Origin of the sequence: Snodgrassella sp. M0351 (genome assembly GCF_016100575.1) — a bacterium.
GTDB lineage: Bacteria > Pseudomonadota > Gammaproteobacteria > Burkholderiales > Neisseriaceae > Snodgrassella > Snodgrassella alvi.
In genome coordinates this window covers 1,012,138-1,030,381 of the sequence record NZ_JACFSG010000001.1, presented here as the reverse complement: position 1 = coordinate 1,030,381, position 18,244 = coordinate 1,012,138, and the positions used below count along the sequence as shown (strand labels likewise).

Below are 18,244 nucleotides of genomic sequence, written 5' to 3'. Positions count from 1 at the left end.
TCCTATATCCGTTTGAAAGAAAGTTAATAAACGTCAAGCTTAACCCTTAAATTATTGCTCTGTTAAAATCATGGTAATAGGATTTATATATGAATGATTATACAAATGGTTAAAAACTCATTTCAGGATCAATTGCAGCAACTGGGTAAACAGGCTAAAGCGAAACGTCTGGCAGAAGAGCAGCAGGCAAAAGAAGTACAAAAGCGCCAGACAGATGTCAATTTTGCTGAAGCGATCGGAAAAGATATTACGCCATTAAAGGCAAGAAATCAGTTTCAGCATCCGCGTGATACCAGCCCGATTAAATTGCGAACCCGTCAGGAAGAATCAACAGATGAAAGCAGCTATTTTTATGTTGGTGAAAATCAGAATGATACTGCACCGCCAGTGTTCAGTAAAAATGGTCGCGGTACAGCTGATATTAAGCGCTTGCAGGCGAAGCAATGGCCTATCGTAGCTTATGTAGATTTACATGGCTATCGTCAGGATGAAGCTCAGGAAGTATTGAATGAATTTATTGATTATATTCAGCAATATGGAGTAGTAGGTGAAATAGTCCATGGCAGCGGACTGGGATCAAAGGATTATCAGCCTGTATTGAAAACACTTGTACGCCGCTGGTTAATGGCACACCCCGAAGTGCTGGCTTATGCTCAGCCAAATGAGCGTAATGATGGTGCAGTATATGTGCTGGTTAAAAAGAAGCATCGTGCGTTTGAACGGGAATAAATTTGTGTTTAATTACCTGTTTTAACCAATCAGCATAAAGTAAAAGTGAAAATCAACAGAATCAGGTTAAACCGGATATTGGTATTGAATTATTATCATCGCAAATATCTGATTTTTTGTTTGATTTATAATTAAAAAATTAGGTTATGTTTTTTAGTATGATAATCTGTATTGATAATTTTCAAATTTGGTCTCGGCAAGATGATAGATAGAAGCCTAACCAAATGGATTCAGTATATGCGGCAAAAAATGCCAACACAGGCATCATTATTTGCTTCTCCATGGTTTAAACCATTTGCACGCTGGTTTGACAGGCCATATTACTGGCAGCTCAATCGAGAACGTGCTGCCTCTGCTGTAGCTGTTGGCATGTTTTGTGGTCTCATGCCCGGACCTACCCAAATGCTTACCGCTCTGATAGTGGCTTATGTGGTACGCACACATTTACCCGTGGCACTTTTAACTACACTGTATACAAATCCGCTAACTTATATACCCTTATATTACTGTGCTTATCAGATTGGTGAGGGCTTATTATATGGTCAGTGGGGCAAAGCCATGCCTGAATTGCCAGAGTTTAAATTAGGTCATCTCGGGACTGAATTATGGCAATGGCTGATTCAGTTTGGTAAGCCTTTACTTTTGGGTGTGCCAGTATTGGGCATGATACTTGCAACCCTCGGATATATTGTGGTCTGGAATGGCTGGCAGTGGTTTGCCCGCAGACATGTGACCACCATTCAGAAATAAAGACATGCAAAGATCATTAACGGATAACGAGTTGAGGTTGGTCAGAAAGTTTCTGGGTAATGCAGCAGACTGGACAAAAGTGCAGATAGTACGTGATGCATGGTGGCTAGTACATCCGCATGCTGCCATAACATGCGGAAATCATATTATTTTTCCGGCGGCATATTATGTTGATGATTTTACTCAGTCGGATTTGAGCATGCAAGGCTGGCTGATGCATGAGCTTATGCATGTCTGGCAAAGCCAGCATGGTTTTCCAATTTTATTTGCCGGAGTCTGTCTTGCACTTAAAGCAGGCTACTATCAGGCTCGTGCCTACCGGTATCCGCCTCCGGAAACAATTATCAGCCTCAATCAGCTGAATATGGAGCAACAGGCGAATATAGTACAGCATTATTTTCTGGCATTAAACGGTGATAAACGGTATCAGCATTCACAGGTGGATTTTCGTCGCTTGCTTAAACCGCTTATCAGACATCCGGATAATCGTAGTCTGTTACCGCATTATTAACAGCCGGCTTTGGCCGGTTATTTTAGATAACTTTTTAACTGTTATAATTCACACTTGTTTTATTGCCGGAGTGATACATGTCTGTATTTGAAGCAGCAGCGCAGCAACTGCATACTGTACGTGATTTTTTACGCTTTACTGTAAGTCAGTTTCAAGAGGCAGAATTATTTTTTGGTCATGGAAATGATAATGCCTATGATGAAGCTGCCTACCTGATTTTACATACCTTACATTTGCCACTGGACACATTAGAACCGTTTCTTGATGCCCGTTTGCTCGACACAGAAAAGTCACTGCTGCTACAGCTTGTTCAACGCCGTACCAGTGAACGCATACCAGTGGCTTATCTTACCCATCAGGCATGGCAGGGAGCATATGAATTTTATGTTGATGAAAGAGTAATCGTGCCGCGTTCATTTATTTATGAGCTTTTAGGTGCACCGCTTCATCCATGGATTGAATATGATGAACTGGTACACAGAGCACTGGATTTATGCACGGGCAGCGGTGCACTGGCTATTCAGATGGCGGACATTTATCCGGATGCGATGATTGATGCAGTAGATATCAGTCTTGATGCGCTTGAAGTAGCAGGTATGAATATTGAAGACTATGGATTAGAGGATCAAATCAATCTTATTCATACCGACCTGTTTACCGGTATTGATACAACTTATGATTTAATCGTGTCAAATCCGCCCTATGTAGATGCCGAATCAGTCGCACAATTGCCAGAAGAGTATCTGCATGAGCCAGAACTGGCATTAGGCAGCGGGATTGATGGTTTGGATGCTACTCGGCAGATTATTCAGCAGGCTGCCAGATATCTTAACCCAAAAGGGGTATTGCTGGTTGAAATCGGACATAATCGCGAAGTACTGGAGCAGGCATTTCCAGAATTGCCATTTACCTGGATGCCTACCAGTGGCGGAGATGGTTTTGTCTTTTTGCTGACACGCGAACAATTATTAGGTGAAGCGTAGATTAACTGTGATATATCTGGTTAGATTGTTCAGAAGTCTGCAAATTAAGAATTATGCCACGATGTAAAAGGCTTTCTGACCAGATTATTATTGTAATATCTGGGATCATCCGATACTTCCTGTCCTATCCAGTCTGGAAAAATAATATGCTCATCAGTGTGGTTTAATTCAACTTCAGCCACAATCAGGCCTTGATTCACACCTAAAAATTCATCAATTTCCCAGATAAGTCCATTTAAAGGTATGCGGTAACGATATTTTTCAATTATTGGCTGCTCTGCCATATGAGTGAGCATATGTCTGGCATCTGCAACCGGAATTGAGTATTCAAATTCGGTACGGGTAATGCCACGATTTGTGCTTTTAATCGTTATCCATGCTTTATCATCACAAATACGGATACGTACGGTTCGTTCTTTAACCGTCGATAAATAGCCCTGACAAAGATGCTTAGCTGATGCCAGATTCCGCCACGCATTGCCTACTACCAGAAATTTACGTTCAATTTCCTGTGCCATAATAAAATCTTGTGAATCAAACTATATGCCAAAAAGCACCAGAAACTGTTTGGCAGTAAACTGGTGCACAGATTTGTGTCAGGCTAAATAATAACAGTTATGATGCAAGTCTGTTAGCAATTGCATTAAACATTAAAGATGCTTCCAGTGGCTGTTCCAGAAAAGAGGGCTCAGCTTTAGGCCAAGTAGACCATTGCACAATAACCAGCTTCTGTTTCTGATTAACCATAATAATCTGTCCGTAAATTCCTAAAGCCCACATGCTGTCCTGACTGTTCAGCCCTGTTTTTGGAGAAACATCATTTACAATAGCCGGTACACTATTATTCCACCATTCATAGCCATAACTTCCTTCCGGATGCAGTTTGCTGACTGAATTTTTCGCCTGATTCCAGTTACGGGAATCTTTAACCCAGTTTTTAGGTAAAATCTGCCTGCCATCTGGCAGCGTACCATTATTCATTACGAAGAGGCCAAATTTACCCCAGTCTTCAAGCGTGGCATTAAATCCGTGTGCACCCACATCATGTTGTCCCACGGTATAACTGTGCCACACACCATCTCTGTTCATACCGAATGGTTGCCAGATTTCATTCTGTAGATATCGGGCAATACTTTCACCAGTTGCTTTTTCCAGTGTGTCTCCTAGCAGCCATGCACCACCGGATGAATAAGACCATGCTTTACCGGGCTTAGCATATGATTTGCGGCCGGGTGCTTTTACCAGACTGTTAACGCACGTATAAGTATCAGGATTAGCCTCACATTGAGTAAGTTGTGAAAAATCTGATTTCGGATCAGTGTAATCTTCGTTCCAGTTCACACCAGAAGTATGTTGAAGCAGTTGACGAATTGTCACGTGCTCCCATGCTGTTCCCCGCACATCAGGATTATATTTCACTATCTCATCATTCAGCGATTTGATTTTACCTTCTTTAAGAGCAATACCTACAAGTGTAGAAACCACCGATTTACCCACTGAGCGTGATGTCCAAAGTGTAGTAGGATTATTACCATTGGCGTAATAATCCCATACTACTTTGCCATCTTTAATTACCATCATTCCAGTTACATTATTACGCTTTAAATAATCTTTTAGCAGATATGACTGACCATGAATCTGATAATTTACATTAGACAGATTTTGAGGCGCTCTGGGCAGTGGCAGGCCATGAGCAGCGTGAAAAACATCACCGGGATAAGAGCGATAGTCATTACGAAAGCCAATTGCCCGTTGTTGCTGATTCCAGCTTAACATGTTTTTGACATCCGGTAATTTTTTGTCCAATGGAGAAGGGCAATTGTTGAGACCTAATGATTTACAGCTATTTGGCGTAGTTGCTGCATGAATGTTAAAACTGGTAGTTAAACACAGACTTAATAAAGCAGTTTTAAAAGTTTTATTTATCATTTTCATAAAATATTCTGTATATCATCTAAATTATTATCAGGTATCTTAGAAGCTTATAAATGCCACCAATATTTAAAGTAATAATTTCAATGATTTTGGTTTATTAATTATATAAAATAAATATATAAAGCTGATTTGAAATTAAAAAGAAACCTGCTTTACAGCAGGTTTCTCAATTGATAATCAGGCAAAAGTCAAAATACCATCCTGAGCCGTTAACATAATTGTACTGTTAGGAGCATAGTCTCCAGCCAGTAATTCTTTAGCCAGTGGATTTTCGATTTCAGTCTGAATGGCCCGTTTCAGAGGACGTGCGCCATAGACCGGATCAAATCCCACCTTAGCCAGTACATCCAAAGCGGCATCATCAACCTGTAAATGTAAATCCATTTTTTCCAGACGCTGACGCAGACCGGCAAGCTGGATATTAGCGATAGCACGAATATTGGATTGGTTAAGACTATGGAATACAACAACTTCATCAATACGGTTAATCAGTTCAGGGCGGAAGTATTGTTTAACTTCATCCATTACTACTGCCTTAATCGCAGCATAATCATCGCTTTCCATTTTCTGGATTTCCTGACTGCCAATATTGGAAGTCATAACGATAACCGTATTTTTGAAATCAACTGTACGTCCCTGACCATCAGTTAAACGACCATCATCCAAAACTTGTAGCAAAATATTAAATACATCCGGATGAGCTTTTTCGACTTCGTCCAGTAAAACCACACTATAAGGATTGCGGCGTACCTGCTCAGTTAAAAAACCGCCTTCTTCATAACCAACATAGCCGGGAGGTGCACCAATTAAGCGCGCAACGGAATGTTTTTCCATATATTCCGACATATCTACACGAATCAGATGGGTTTCGCTATCAAACAAAAAGCTTGCCAGAGTTTTACACAACTCTGTTTTACCTACACCGGTGGGGCCGAGGAACAAAAAGCTGCCATATGGTTTATTCGGGTCTGATAAACCGGAGCGTGAGCGGCGGATTGCATCTGCTACAGCGCGTACAGCTTCATCCTGTCCCACTACACGTTCATGCAATACTTCTTCAATTCTCAATAGTTTTTCCCGTTCACCAGCCATCATTTTGGATACCGGAATACCGGTCATGCGCGAAACAATTTCGGCAATTTCTTCTGAACCTACTTTAGTGCGTAACAGCTTGTTAGGCTGATTATTCTGTTGCCCGTTGTCAGCAGCCTGTAACTGGGATTCAAGCCGGGGTAATTCTTCATACTGCAGCTTAGCCACTTCTTCCCATTTACCATTACGCTTAAGCGCATCCATCTTAACTTTTAGCTGATCAATCTGCTCTTTAATTGTAACGCTGCCTTGAGCTTTGGCTCGTTCTGCTTTCCAGATTTCATCCAGATCGGCAAACTCACGCTTAACATTATCCAGCTCTTCATCCAGCAGTGCCAGACGCTTTTTGCTGGCTTCATCATCTTCTTTCACCAGAGATGCGCGTTCAATTTCCAGCTGTATTTCACGGCGTTTAAGCTTGTCCATACTTTCAGGCATAGACTGGCTTTCAACTTTAATTAATGATGCAGCCTCATCAATCAGGTCAATGGCTTTATCTGGTAAGAAACGGTCGGTAATATAACGATTAGATAATTCAGCAGCAGCTACTATTGCCGGATCAGTGATTTCTACACCATGATAGATTTCATAGCGTTCCTGTAAGCCACGTAAAATGGCAATGGTATCTTCAACTGTTGGTTCTTTTACCAATACTTTCTGGAAACGGCGTTCCAGAGCAGGGTCTTTTTCAATATATTGACGATATTCATCCAATGTTGTCGCACCGATGCAATGCAATTCACCCCGCGCAAGAGCCGGCTTGAGCATATTACCTGCATCCATAGCACCATCGGCTTTACCAGCTCCTACCAGTGTATGTATTTCATCAATAAAAATAATGGTATTGCCTTCGTCTTTAGCCAGATCATTAAGTACTGCTTTCAGGCGTTCTTCAAATTCACCCCGGAATTTTGCACCGGCAATCAAACTAGCCAGATCCAGCAAAAGCAAACGCTTATTTCGCAAAGAGTCTGGAACTTCATTATTCACAATTCGTTGAGCTAAACCTTCAACAATAGCAGTTTTACCTACACCCGGTTCACCGATGAGTACAGGGTTGTTTTTAGTACGCCGTTCAAGCACCAGAATAGTGCGCCGGATTTCATCATCTCGCCCGATCACAGGATCCAGCTTACCCGAACGTGCTTTTTCAGTCAGGTCGGTTGTATATTTTTTCAATGCTTCACGTTGATCTTCTGCGTTAGGATTATCCACACTTGCGCCTCCGCGAACGGCATCTATCGCCGAATTCAATTTATCTTCTGTAACACCAGCCTGTTTCAGAATACGTCCGCATTGTCCGTTTTCCTGAACAGCACCAAGCAAAAACAACTCGCTGGCAATATAAGCATCATTACGTTTAATAGCAGCTTTATCCATCAGATTGAGAATGTGCTGCAATTCAGTACTGGGTAGGATTTCACCCCCCTGACCGGATACTCTGGGTAAACCATTAATAGTAGAGTCAACCTGCTGTTTAACCTGTGCAACATTTGCACCAGCCTGGGTAAGTAAAGCAGCACAGCCACTATCATTATCATTCAGTAAAGCCTTCAATATAAATACGGCTTCCAGATAACCGGCATCCTGTCCTAAAGCAAGACTTTGTGCATCTTGTAAAGCTTGCTGAAACTTTGCGGTAAGCTTATCGAATCTCATCAAAATTTCCTTTAGTTATATTTTCATTAACAGATATATTGGTATCAGAAAACTAATGTCAAGTACCAGTATGGATAAATATTTTGATTGGATTTAAATTCCTGATTTATAAAAAATCAACCTAAATATACTTATATTTTTTATTTATGTTTATTGAAGAATTCAAGTCTAAATTTCCTACTTTGTATAATTTTATGGTGCATTATCAATATTATTGAAACAAAATCTATATGAGTAGAAATTGTGAGCGTTTATCAGGATATTTTTAATTCAAAACGTCTGAAGCTACTGAACTTTAATTTCAATTATGTTGTTTTACTTTTTCAATTTACTTAATAAATTAAAAATGTTTTAAAAACATATATATATGATTGATTATTTTTATTATTCAGCCTTTACTATCATTTCAAAGTACTTCAGAATTTCACAAATTTTGTGAGTATATCTGTGGATAACTATAAAAAAACAAGGTGAATCAATCCAATTTAAGCGTGATTAATTTTTGTGCAATTGCTTTGCTTATATCTCTAATATTTTGAGAAAAAAGTACTTGAAATTTTGATTTAGAATTTTAAATTTCTCTATTCCCGTATTTGTGAGAATAAAGATAAATTTTTAACGAATGTAATATCAGATATTTATATCAATAATATCTGAATAACTTGAATATTAATTCAATTTCTCCATGCTAATTTCTGTAAATGGTGTAAAATTTAGATATTGAGATTTTTTTAATATATGAGCCATGAGAACTGAAGAGTTTAATAAATGCCGTGAATTTCTTGAAGGGCAAATCATGCGAACTCCTGATAATAAAGAGTTGATTGCTACTTATCAAAAATTGCTCGAACTGAAAAGCATTTATGATACAGAAATTCATATATCAATGCTGGATAAAAAAGCTCGGAAAATGGAGTTTCAGCAACATGTTCAAACAAGTTTATCTTCAGGATCCAGTAGTGCTGAAGATAATCCCGAGCTGAAAGATGGTAATTCCAAATATACTGAACTACAAGAAAATCAACCTAATTTGATGGCAAATCAAACAAACTGGTATAACTATCAGCGAATTAAGCATCATGATTTCGGGAATAGTTAATTAGTTTCACATGGTAGAGTATAAAAATATATGTCTATGATATGTATGTTAAAATTGTAAAATAAAAGTTTCAGGATATCGATGCGAAACTTTTATTTTACATATCACAATAATTTGCTGAATCTTTTAAAAACTATAAGGATTTTGCTTTTTATAAGTAAATAATTTTGCTTTTAAAGTAGTCATTTCTTCTAATATTCTTTAGTTGAGACAGAAAATGCTGCTTTCTTCTATCTATCTCATTATTAAAAATTAAATTTTTAAAATTTAATTTTATACTTTTAATGGCAGTTACTGAAAATAATATTTCAATATATTTTGTAATAATTCTTCAAAACAGCCACCTTCTAGAGTCACAAATAACAGAATAACTTTATTTTGAAATTAAATGCTACTTCTAGTAAAGCTCCCGATAAATTAAAGTTATGAAATTTGTTACATTAACATCGGATGTTTAAAATCAAAGTATTAATGCTGTCATCTTTTTAAAACCAAACTAATTGACAAAGGAATTGGGGATTACTCTTATAATGGGCTTTAAAAGTGCATAAAAAGTGATTTTGCCAGCACAGTCACGTATGTTAAGTACATTAAGCAGTGACTGCACTTTACAATTTAACTTTATATGATTATTAAAAATAACTATAAATAATTATTTTCGTTTGCTGTTATCGGCAATTTTTATCATCATTGCAGCATAAATTAGCTCTTGAAGCTCCTTCATTTTTTTAGGATCTTTCAAGCATGTCATGGTTATATCATTATTTGTTTTACCTGAAGCAAACATCGCATTAATGAGCTCTTTAGGGAAGTCGCCCAGCATGACGTGTTGTTTAGTATTATTTTTTAATTGATTGATAATAATTGGGTTATCTTCTAATTTATTGGTTATATTTGTGAAGTAGCTTACAGTATCGTTTTCCGTCAGCTGATCTCCGCTAAATAGACTATTAAATCTTGCAATTATCTCAGACAGTAATACTTTATTTTGATCTTTAGGCGAGCCTGTTCCTATACCTGTTGTGGGTGGTAATTTGCTATCTTTTGCTTCTTCAGCCTTGAGCTTAATATCTTGTTGTTTTAAGCGTGCCAGGCGATAATGTGTCATTTGCACATTACTTAAATCAATTTCCTCAATAAATGGAGTTTCTTTTAATAATGGACGTAAATAACGCGCATAGAGATTTAATTTTTCCAAGCGTATATCTTCATAATTAACCAACTGAGACATAAATTCATAAAAGCGGCTAAATGAACCTAAGTCTTTTTTAAAGATTTCTAGACGATCTTTTTCTTTTTTAGCTTCGTTTAGTGAAGTTTGTGCATTATCAATAATGACATCATCAGTTGTATTTTTGACATGCTCATAAAATTCCAGTGCTTTTTTATAAGTTTCTACAGCATTACTATAACGTTTTTGCCAGCGGTCTATTGCTGGTTTACAAATATTGCTTATGGCCGCACTACTTTTATTTTCATCAAAAAATGCTTGGCAGAACTGCTCTACCTCCGTCCACTGAAAAATACCCGCTGCTTTTAATTTTTCAAATAGATCAAAAATAATATCAGGATCAGAAACATCAATAAGTTCGGCTGTTTGGTAGTAAGGCAAAAAAGCTTTTTTTATTTCTTGTGGATCGTTACAAAAATCAATAATAAAGGTGCCTGTTTCTTTTTTTCCTGGATAAGTACGATTCAAGCGAGAAAGTGTTTGAACACAATCCACCCCTCCTAGTTTTTTATCCACATACATAGCACATAGTTTGGGTTGATCAAAACCTGTTTGGAATTTATTGGCAACAAGCATCACTTGATAATCATCTGTATCAAATGCTTTGCGCATATCCCGCCCTTTAAGGCTGGGGTTCATATTTATTTCTGTAAATTTCTCACCCAATAAACAAGCACTATCAGGATCATTTTCAGTGAAGCATACTTCGCCAGAAAAGGCCACAATTGCCTGAATATTGGTATATCCTTTTTCTTGAATATAGCGGTCAAAGGCCAGTTTGTAACGTACAGCTTCTTTACGTGAACTGGTAATTAACATTGCTTTGGCTTGTCCCGCTAATAAGTCCATAATATTATCTTTAAAGTGCTCTATAACCACTTTTGTTTTTTGCGCAATGTTATGTTCTTGCAAACGTACCCATTGATTAAGTTTAATTTTTGCTTTTTTACCGTCTACCTGATAATCATTGTCGGCAATTTTTCGTGCTAATTTATACGCTACTTTATAAGATGTGTAGTTTCGCAATACATCTAAAATAAAGCCTTCTTCAATTGCTTGGCGCATTGAGTAAACGTGAAATGCATAAGGTTTGTTTTTTTTAGAGGGCGGTAGCGTTGGGTTAGGTAAAACTCCAAACAACTCTAATGTTCTAGGTTTTGGTGTAGCCGTAAAAGCATAATAGTTTAGATTAGCGTTGCCTCGTCTAGCCTCCATCATGTCATTAAGTTTATCTTCGATATCTTGTTCTTCCTCATAGTTCTCTGATAGTAAAACATCTTTAACTTTATTCGCTGTTTTTCCTGTTTGGGAAGAGTGTGCTTCATCAGCTATGATGGCATAGCGACGTCCTTTTAGCTGCGTATCTTTCTCTATGAAATCCAATACGTGAGGAAAGGTTTGAATGGTCACAATAATAATAGGTTTGTTAAGCTTGAGTGCATTAGCCAGTTTTTCTGATTTTGAACCACTACCTTCTTTATGTGTTATTTTGGCTACCATCCCTTCTTCATGTTCAAATTGATAGATAGTATCCTGTAACTGATCATCCAATACGGTTCTGTCAGTCACAACTATGACTGAGTGAAACTGTTTTTCGCCATGTTCATTATGAAGTGTTGCCAGTTGATGTGCTGTCCAAGCGATAGAGTTAGACTTTCCAGAGCCTGCACTATGCTGGATAAGATAGCGATAACCAGCACCTTTATTTTTTGCCTCAGCTATTAATTTTTTGACAACATCCCATTGATGATAACGGGGGAAGATCATAGACTCTTGTTTTTGCTTGCGTCCTGTTGCATCTTCTTTTTCTTTAATTTCCAGATGGATGAAACGTCCGATAATCTCTAACAAGGTTTCAGGGTATAGGACTTCATCCCATAAATATTGAGTAGCATATTGATTAATATCTTCAGGAACATCATTGCCTTTACCACCTTCTTTTGTACCTTTGTTAAAAGGTAGAAAGTTTGTTTTACTACCTTCTAGTCGTGTAGCCATATAGATTTCATACTGACTTACCGCAAAATGAACGAGCGCCCCTTGTTTAAATGTTAGTAGGGGTTCTGGTTTTTTTATCTCTGGGTCCAAAGGTAAACGCTGAGTTTTATATTGGCTAATGGCTTTATCAACACTTTGTTGAAACTCTGATTTAAGCTCCAATGTCGCAATGGGTAAGCCATTTAAAAACAATACCAGATCAATACGGCAGGCCTTAGCTTTTTCTCCAGTCTCTTGCAACTGCTCAGCTGTCGCATAGGGACTATAAACCAATTCAGGAACTAAACGGAAACAATTAGCCTGATAGCGGGCTTGAATATCGGGGTTTAATTCATGTTCAGGTTTAAATTGACATAGCGAGAAAGAGCAATTACGAATCCGCAAACCGTGGCGCAATACGCCTAGTGTACCAAAGGTTCTGAGTTCTTTGTCCACCGCATTGGGATCAGCTTTTTGTAACTGTTTTGTTAAGTGCTCTATAAAGTGTTGCTCAGTATTTTCAGGAAAAAGCTGAGTAAATTTTTGCCATTCCTGAGCTTGCGTGGTTTGAATAAAAGCCAATGTATCTTCGGAATATAAGGCATATTTTCTATTATAGAAAGAAGACATACCGAGTTGCCAACCTTGCGCACATAATGCATCAATAATATTTTGCTGAAATATTTTTTCTAGACTTTTATTCATTGAGTTTAATCCGTTACTGTAGGAGCTTGCCAGTTACGCACGTCTATTTTACCTGTAACGGCTGCGGAAATTAAAGCTGTTCGGTGTTCTTTTAGAAGGTCTATCACTTGATTTGTTTTATCATTCAGTTGATTAATTATAAAGATTTCTTTTTCAATAAAGGAGCATATTTTTTCTTGCTCCTCTAAAGGCGGCATTGGACACTCGATATCTGCTATTAATTCTAAATTTAGTCCATCACGTAAATCACCACCAGATAAATTTCTAATATTCTGGTAATTAATTAATAACCAGTAATATAAATATGTAGTGATAAATTTATTTTTATTAGGAATAATAGCTCCCATTGATTGATTACAAGTAGTATCTATATCTACTATTGCAACCATTCCCTTAGTTTTTCCTTGACCTGCTAGTGCAATTACTAACGAGTTCCTAGGTATCCACTTTGCGCTACTATATAGGTATCCTTTTTTAGTTATATATGCCGATGGTGTTGTGATTTTTTTTTGATTAACAGACCCTGAATTTAACCAAGGTATAGTTCCATTTTCCCAATATTCTTCTTTATTTTTTGATGGAGTACCTCCAGAAAAAATCTTAGTACTCCAGCGCATTGGTGTTTTCCCCCAATGATAAGGAATATTTTTTACCCAATCTATTTCGGACTCTTTCATAGACACATTAGGATTTAAACCTTTAGTCACAGCATGACTAATCACTGCCTGACGCTTTTCTTCTAATAATTTGATAAGTTGTTGCTGTTGTTTTATAAGGGTATCTATTTTATAGGTTTCGTAATCTAAAAAAATAACTATATTTCTTTGCTCTTTTATTGTTGGCTTTGGTAGAGAAAAGTAGCCAAGTTCATCGTTCGATAATTCTAGGAATGTAGTTCCCTTACCCTTGGCATTTAATTCTTCTGTGCATATACTTAATACATATGCATAGAAGTAAGAAGAACTATCCTGAAATGGTACTAATGATTTACAACCTTGATTAGTACACAATTCAACTTTTGCTAAACCAATAGAACCGATAGGAGCTCTACAAGATAGAATAATAGAGTTTATAGGGACTATAGATGTTCCACAAGAGGCTAAACCTGATTTGGTTATCTTTCTAATAGAGTTTATGATATCAAAAGATGTCAATTTACTTAAATCGGAAGGTGTTATCCAGATAATATCTCCATTCCAGAAATTATCATTACCTGACTTTGGCGTCGAGCCATTAATAATAGAAAAATATCTCTTTAATGGAATTACAGACCAATTACTTGGAATCTTTCCCAACCATTTGACTCCTGAATCTTTATATTCTGGATAAGCTTTATATTTCTCCACCATCAGCTATGCACCTCTCGTAATAGCTGCATAATTTCGCTGGTTAGCTGATCTAGCTCCGCATCGATTTCCTCTAAAGGTCTGGGTGGCTGGTAGATATAGAAATGACGGTTAAAGGGTATTTCATAACCAACTATGCCAATCTCATGATCTTTATGGTCTTTTTTTCCTGCATCAATCCAAGCATCAGGCACATGAGGGGCTACTTCTTGCGTAAAGTAGTCTTCTACCAGTTGCTTGGTTGGAATTTTAGGATTAAGCGGGATATTTTCGTAATCACGCAATTCGCTGTCTGTTTCAAAAGTCACTATTTTACCTTGGTAGCTCCATTCGCCATAAAGTGGGTTAGATTTCTGAGTTTTAAGTGATTTTTTGATAATAGGTTCAGCCTTAGGCTCTTTCCAGCTAATGGCTTCAATCAGCTGTTTGTATTCGTTTTTATCAAACTCTATACTTTCGGCTTTAGCTGTTTTTTTCAAGACAGGTTCAAAGCTATTAAAATCATTAAAAACCTCCGTGCCTAACTGTTGTTGCAGTTGTTTTGCTTTTTCCATAAGGGCTTTTTGAGCAAGCCATAATTTAGCATTTAAGATTTCTTTAATATCTTTTTATTTGAGTTTGCTTTGTTCTTGTTTCAGACGGGCTCGAATATCTGCCTCAAAGTCGTTGAGCTCACCATAGGTTTCTGCTGTCCATTGATGACCATAATCATGATATATCATCTGCATAGCTTCAGTATAGTTTGCTTTATTGGAGTAACGGAGCTTTTCTATATTTTCTCCAGTAAATTGACACGCCAAGCGCAGAGGTCTTTCAATCGTAATTCGCCGATAACCAAATTGATAGGGTTCAAAAACTTTGCTTAGCGGTTGGTTTGTTGTCGGATCAGTTTGTGAGGCTTCACTAAATTGCCCAAAAGTTTGAATAACGGTAGCAGCATGTTCTTCGGTAAGATAGTTACGCTTTGAACCTAATGATTTGCGCATCTTATCGAAGAGGTTAACTGCATTAATCAGTTGGACTTTACCTTTACGCGCTGTATTTTTATTATTGGTCAGTATCCAGATATAGGTAGCGATACCTGTGTTATAAAACATATCATTAGGGAGTGCTATGATGGCCTCAAGTAAATCATTTTCTAAAATATGGCGTCGTATTTCACTTTCACCACTGCCAGCTGAGCCTGTAAATAGCGGAGAACCATTTAAGATAATACCAATACGGCTGCCACCATCATCAACATCTTTCATTTTACTCAGCATATGCAATAAAAATAGTAATGAACCATCAGAGACACGAGGTAGTCCAGCACCAAAACGTCCGTTGTAGCCCTCTAGATGCTCTGTCTTGACAATATTTTCATCTTTTTTCCAGTCCACGCCAAAGGGTGGATTAGAAAGCATAAATTCGAATTGTTCACAGCGAAGCTTATCATCAGTAAGGGTATTGCCTAATTTAATTCTTTCAGGGTCTTGCCCCTTAATCAGCATATCTGCTTTGCAAATCGCATAAGATTCAGGATTAAGTTCTTGGCCGAATGCTACAGGAACTATTTCACTATTCATTGCATGTAGTGTTTCCATAGCAGAAGATAAAAATCCTCCTGTCCCTGCTGTTGGGTCATAAATATAAACAATTCTTCCACTGGAAGAAAGGACGTCGTTTTTGTCTATAACAACTAAACTTGCGACCAGCTCCACAATATCTCTTGGGGTAAAGTGTTCTCCCGCTGTTTCATTGGAGCTTTCTGCAAAACGGCGGATTAACTCTTCAAATACCAACCCCATTTCATAGTTGGAAACAGCCTTGGGGCTAAGGTCTGTATGGGCAAATTTTTCTATTACTTTGTAGAGTAAGTTGGCACTTTGCAGTGAAGCAATATGCTCTTCAAATTTAAAATGCGTGAAAATTTCACGGGCATTTTTAGAAAAGCTTTGAATATAGCTGTTTAAATTAGTCCTAATATCTTTATAACCTAATTTAGACAGGTTCATTGGGGATAGATTGTAAAAAGACAGATTTGAAACTAATTGCAATATATTTATGAGGCTTTCCTCAGGGAGGTTTTGCGATTTTATTTGTTGATAATGCTCTAGAATTTGCTTTTTACTTGGTTCTAGGACACATTCCAGCCGACGTAAAAGTGTAAAAGGTAAAATGATACGTCCATACTGTGATTGCTTAAAATCACCTCTTAATATGTCTGCTACTGACCAGATAAAATTGGCTATTTCTGAAAAACTCTTAGATGTCATTGCTATGCCAGAGTATAATTTAAACACTAAATAAAATCTTTAAATATACCACTTATTTTTTTTGATGAACATATGGATTAATTATTCTCTGCCAGTATACGCACGTTTCGTGATAGTATTTTTATAAATTAACTCGTTTGTACGTAGTAGTAGCTAGCATCGAAAGTTTTATTCATGCTGTAATTTTGTTAGTGTTGGTAGGCTTATTTAAGCGCAATACACATCCTAAAAAGGTATAAATAGAAATTGGTCTTGGTTACATTTTATAGATAATAAAACTAAACTACAGTGAATATGAGTAGACAGATAGCATGGTCACTGTTAGTACAAATGTTTATTCAGAAATTTCTATCTATTTTTTGTAAGAAATCTGTATCAGTTGCTTTATATGTAACTCGAAGCGACTCTTTTCCGGGATAAAATATCTGTATGATTCTTAGCCTATTGTGCACTAACAACCTAGGATATCTTCGGACTATCTGTGCTGCTATAGCGTTTTATTCTCTGTTTAATCATTTTTTACAAAAAATTTTACATGTAAAATTCTTTTTTCAAAAAGTGATGGCATTATCTGTTTTATATTTTTGTCAGTTAAGAGAAGAGAAATACCCCTAAGCACCTCAAAAACATTTTTCAAGGGACTCTAATCAATATGAAGTGCTGTTTAATGAAACAGCAATTTGAAGTATTTTGCAAACATTCTTTTTCAAAAGGTTTTAATGCCCGCGATGTCTGCACCATGTTACAAAACTGTATCTGGTATGCACCATTATCATAAAGTCCTAGCTTAGTTATTTTACTAACTGTCAGTGCCGTTATTTTGCGTAATTGATGCTTAGTATTCGACCTGAAATTTAGGGTTAGATTTTATTATATGCGTACTGAATATACGTGTTGATAAAAATTGCCTACTAAAAATTAATACAAATTAATAATTTTTAGTAGGCAATTAGTTTTAATGATCTGGCGGAAGCGGTGAGATTCGAACTCACGGAGGGCTATCAACCCTCGACGGTTTTCAAGACCGTTGCATTAAACCGCTCTGCCACGCTTCCGTCTTTGAAGATGCGCATAATAGACGATTAATGCGGATTTGCCAAGTGTTTTGTATAAGCAAACAGAGAATTTCTGGTTAAATCGTTCATTTTATTTTTGATTAAATTTAGTGATGGCTGTTTTCATCACGCAGGAATACCCATTCTGTCTCACTGGATGAAGCTTTATCATAATAATAGCCATCATAATCGAATTCTTTTAACTGTTCCGGATCTGTTAACTGATTTTCTGCCGCGAAGCGCATAAACAAACCTCGTGCACGCTTAGCATAAAAGCTGATAATTTTATATTTACCGTTTTTCTGATCTTTAAAAACAGGTGCAATAACAGGTACAGATATTTTTTTAGTATTTATTGCTTTGAAATATTCTTGTGACGCGAGATTAATAAGTACTTTATATTCTTCTGACTGTATATTCTGTTCAATGGTGTTGGTAATGATGTCTCCCCAGAAAGTATATAAATCTTTGCCGCGAGCATTTTTAAGTTTAATACTCATTTCTAAACGGTAGGGCTGAATTAAATCTAAAGGTTTAAGAACACCATATAAACCTGACAGAATAGACATATGTTGTTGCAAATAATCTAACGCAGATTCAGTTAAATGCAGCGCATCCAAGCCTTCATAAACATCACCATTAAAAAGATATACAGCCTGTTTGGCGTTTTCAGGTGTAAAAGGGGGCTGCCAGTTATGGTAGCGTTCGGCATTTTGTAAAGCGAGTTTATCGGAGATACTCATAAGAGTAGCAATTTCGTGGGGAGCCAGTTGTTGTAGTAATGGCATCAGTTGTTGTGCCTGATCCAAAAGTTTAGGTTGCGTATACTTTTTGGTAGGAATCTCTACTGATTCATTTAATTTTTTTGCAGGTGAAATGACAAAATACATTTTTGATCCTTATTTTCAATTATTTTT

13 protein-coding genes and 1 tRNA gene are annotated in these 18,244 nt (G+C 37.1%); 5 read left to right on the top strand and 9 right to left on the bottom strand.

The genetic code is table 11. The features are described 5' to 3' along the window. Positions 1-105 precede the first annotated feature (105 nt). The 4 genes from H3V01_RS04620 to prmB all read left to right on the top strand — a co-directional run bounded on the left by H3V01_RS04620 (position 106) and on the right by prmB (position 2,973). The gene (locus H3V01_RS04620; RefSeq protein WP_084547799.1) at positions 106-729 is read left to right on the top strand and encodes a Smr/MutS family protein; all 624 of its coding nucleotides are present in this window, start codon (positions 106-108) and stop codon (positions 727-729) included. A gap of 237 nt (positions 730-966) precedes the next feature. Continuing rightward, the gene (locus tag H3V01_RS04615; protein ID WP_051506454.1) at positions 967-1,479 is read left to right on the top strand and encodes a DUF2062 domain-containing protein; all 513 of its coding nucleotides are present in this window, start codon (positions 967-969) and stop codon (positions 1,477-1,479) included. A 4-nt stretch (positions 1,480-1,483) separates the two neighbouring features. Then, the gene (locus H3V01_RS04610; protein WP_025330830.1) at positions 1,484-1,990 is read left to right on the top strand and encodes a hypothetical protein; all 507 of its coding nucleotides are present in this window, start codon (positions 1,484-1,486) and stop codon (positions 1,988-1,990) included. 77 nt (positions 1,991-2,067) lie between these two features. Beyond that, the gene (gene prmB / locus H3V01_RS04605) at positions 2,068-2,973 is read left to right on the top strand and encodes a 50S ribosomal protein L3 N(5)-glutamine methyltransferase (RefSeq protein ID WP_198186113.1); all 906 of its coding nucleotides are present in this window, start codon (positions 2,068-2,070) and stop codon (positions 2,971-2,973) included. Positions 2,974-3,017: 44 nt separating this feature from the next. On the opposite strand, the gene H3V01_RS04600 is transcribed toward prmB, so the two are convergent. The 3 genes from H3V01_RS04600 to clpB all read right to left on the bottom strand — a co-directional run bounded on the left by H3V01_RS04600 (position 3,018) and on the right by clpB (position 7,659). Next, positions 3,018-3,491: a CYTH domain-containing protein gene (locus H3V01_RS04600; RefSeq protein ID WP_084586808.1), complete on the bottom strand. Its 474-nt coding sequence runs from the start codon at positions 3,489-3,491 to the stop codon at positions 3,018-3,020. Positions 3,492-3,588: 97 nt separating this feature from the next. Next, positions 3,589-4,908, bottom strand: a complete 1,320-nt coding sequence (locus H3V01_RS04595; protein ID WP_198186112.1) for a serine hydrolase domain-containing protein — start codon at positions 4,906-4,908, stop codon at positions 3,589-3,591. Between the two features lie 177 nt (positions 4,909-5,085). Then, entirely contained in the window at positions 5,086-7,659 is a 2,574-nt protein-coding gene (clpB, locus tag H3V01_RS04590) for an ATP-dependent chaperone ClpB (protein ID WP_037395109.1), read from the bottom strand. 796 nt (positions 7,660-8,455) lie between these two features. On the opposite strand from clpB, the gene H3V01_RS04585 reads away from it, so the two are divergent. Further along, positions 8,456-8,758, top strand: coding sequence for a hypothetical protein (locus tag H3V01_RS04585; protein ID WP_198186111.1), 303 nt, complete (start codon positions 8,456-8,458; stop codon positions 8,756-8,758). A gap of 652 nt (positions 8,759-9,410) precedes the next feature. Here H3V01_RS04585 and H3V01_RS04580 read toward each other — a convergent pair. The 6 genes from H3V01_RS04580 to yaaA form a co-directional block, all read right to left on the bottom strand. After that, the gene (locus H3V01_RS04580) at positions 9,411-12,671 is read right to left on the bottom strand and encodes a type I restriction endonuclease subunit R (RefSeq protein WP_198186110.1); all 3,261 of its coding nucleotides are present in this window, start codon (positions 12,669-12,671) and stop codon (positions 9,411-9,413) included. Positions 12,672-12,676: 5 nt separating this feature from the next. Then, positions 12,677-14,020: a restriction endonuclease subunit S gene (locus tag H3V01_RS04575; protein ID WP_198186109.1), complete on the bottom strand. Its 1,344-nt coding sequence runs from the start codon at positions 14,018-14,020 to the stop codon at positions 12,677-12,679. Beyond that, positions 14,020-14,571: a hypothetical protein gene (locus tag H3V01_RS04570; protein WP_198186108.1), complete on the bottom strand. Its 552-nt coding sequence runs from the start codon at positions 14,569-14,571 to the stop codon at positions 14,020-14,022. The genes H3V01_RS04575 and H3V01_RS04570 overlap by 1 nt, the downstream gene beginning before the upstream one ends. A gap of 54 nt (positions 14,572-14,625) precedes the next feature. Beyond that, positions 14,626-16,272: a type I restriction-modification system subunit M gene (locus H3V01_RS04565; RefSeq protein WP_198186107.1), complete on the bottom strand. Its 1,647-nt coding sequence runs from the start codon at positions 16,270-16,272 to the stop codon at positions 14,626-14,628. A 964-nt stretch (positions 16,273-17,236) separates the two neighbouring features. Then, positions 17,237-17,327 (bottom strand) — tRNA-Ser (locus H3V01_RS04560). Positions 17,328-17,434: 107 nt separating this feature from the next. Then, positions 17,435-18,217, bottom strand: a complete 783-nt coding sequence (yaaA, locus tag H3V01_RS04555; protein ID WP_198186106.1) for a peroxide stress protein YaaA — start codon at positions 18,215-18,217, stop codon at positions 17,435-17,437. Positions 18,218-18,244: the final 27 nt, after the last annotated feature.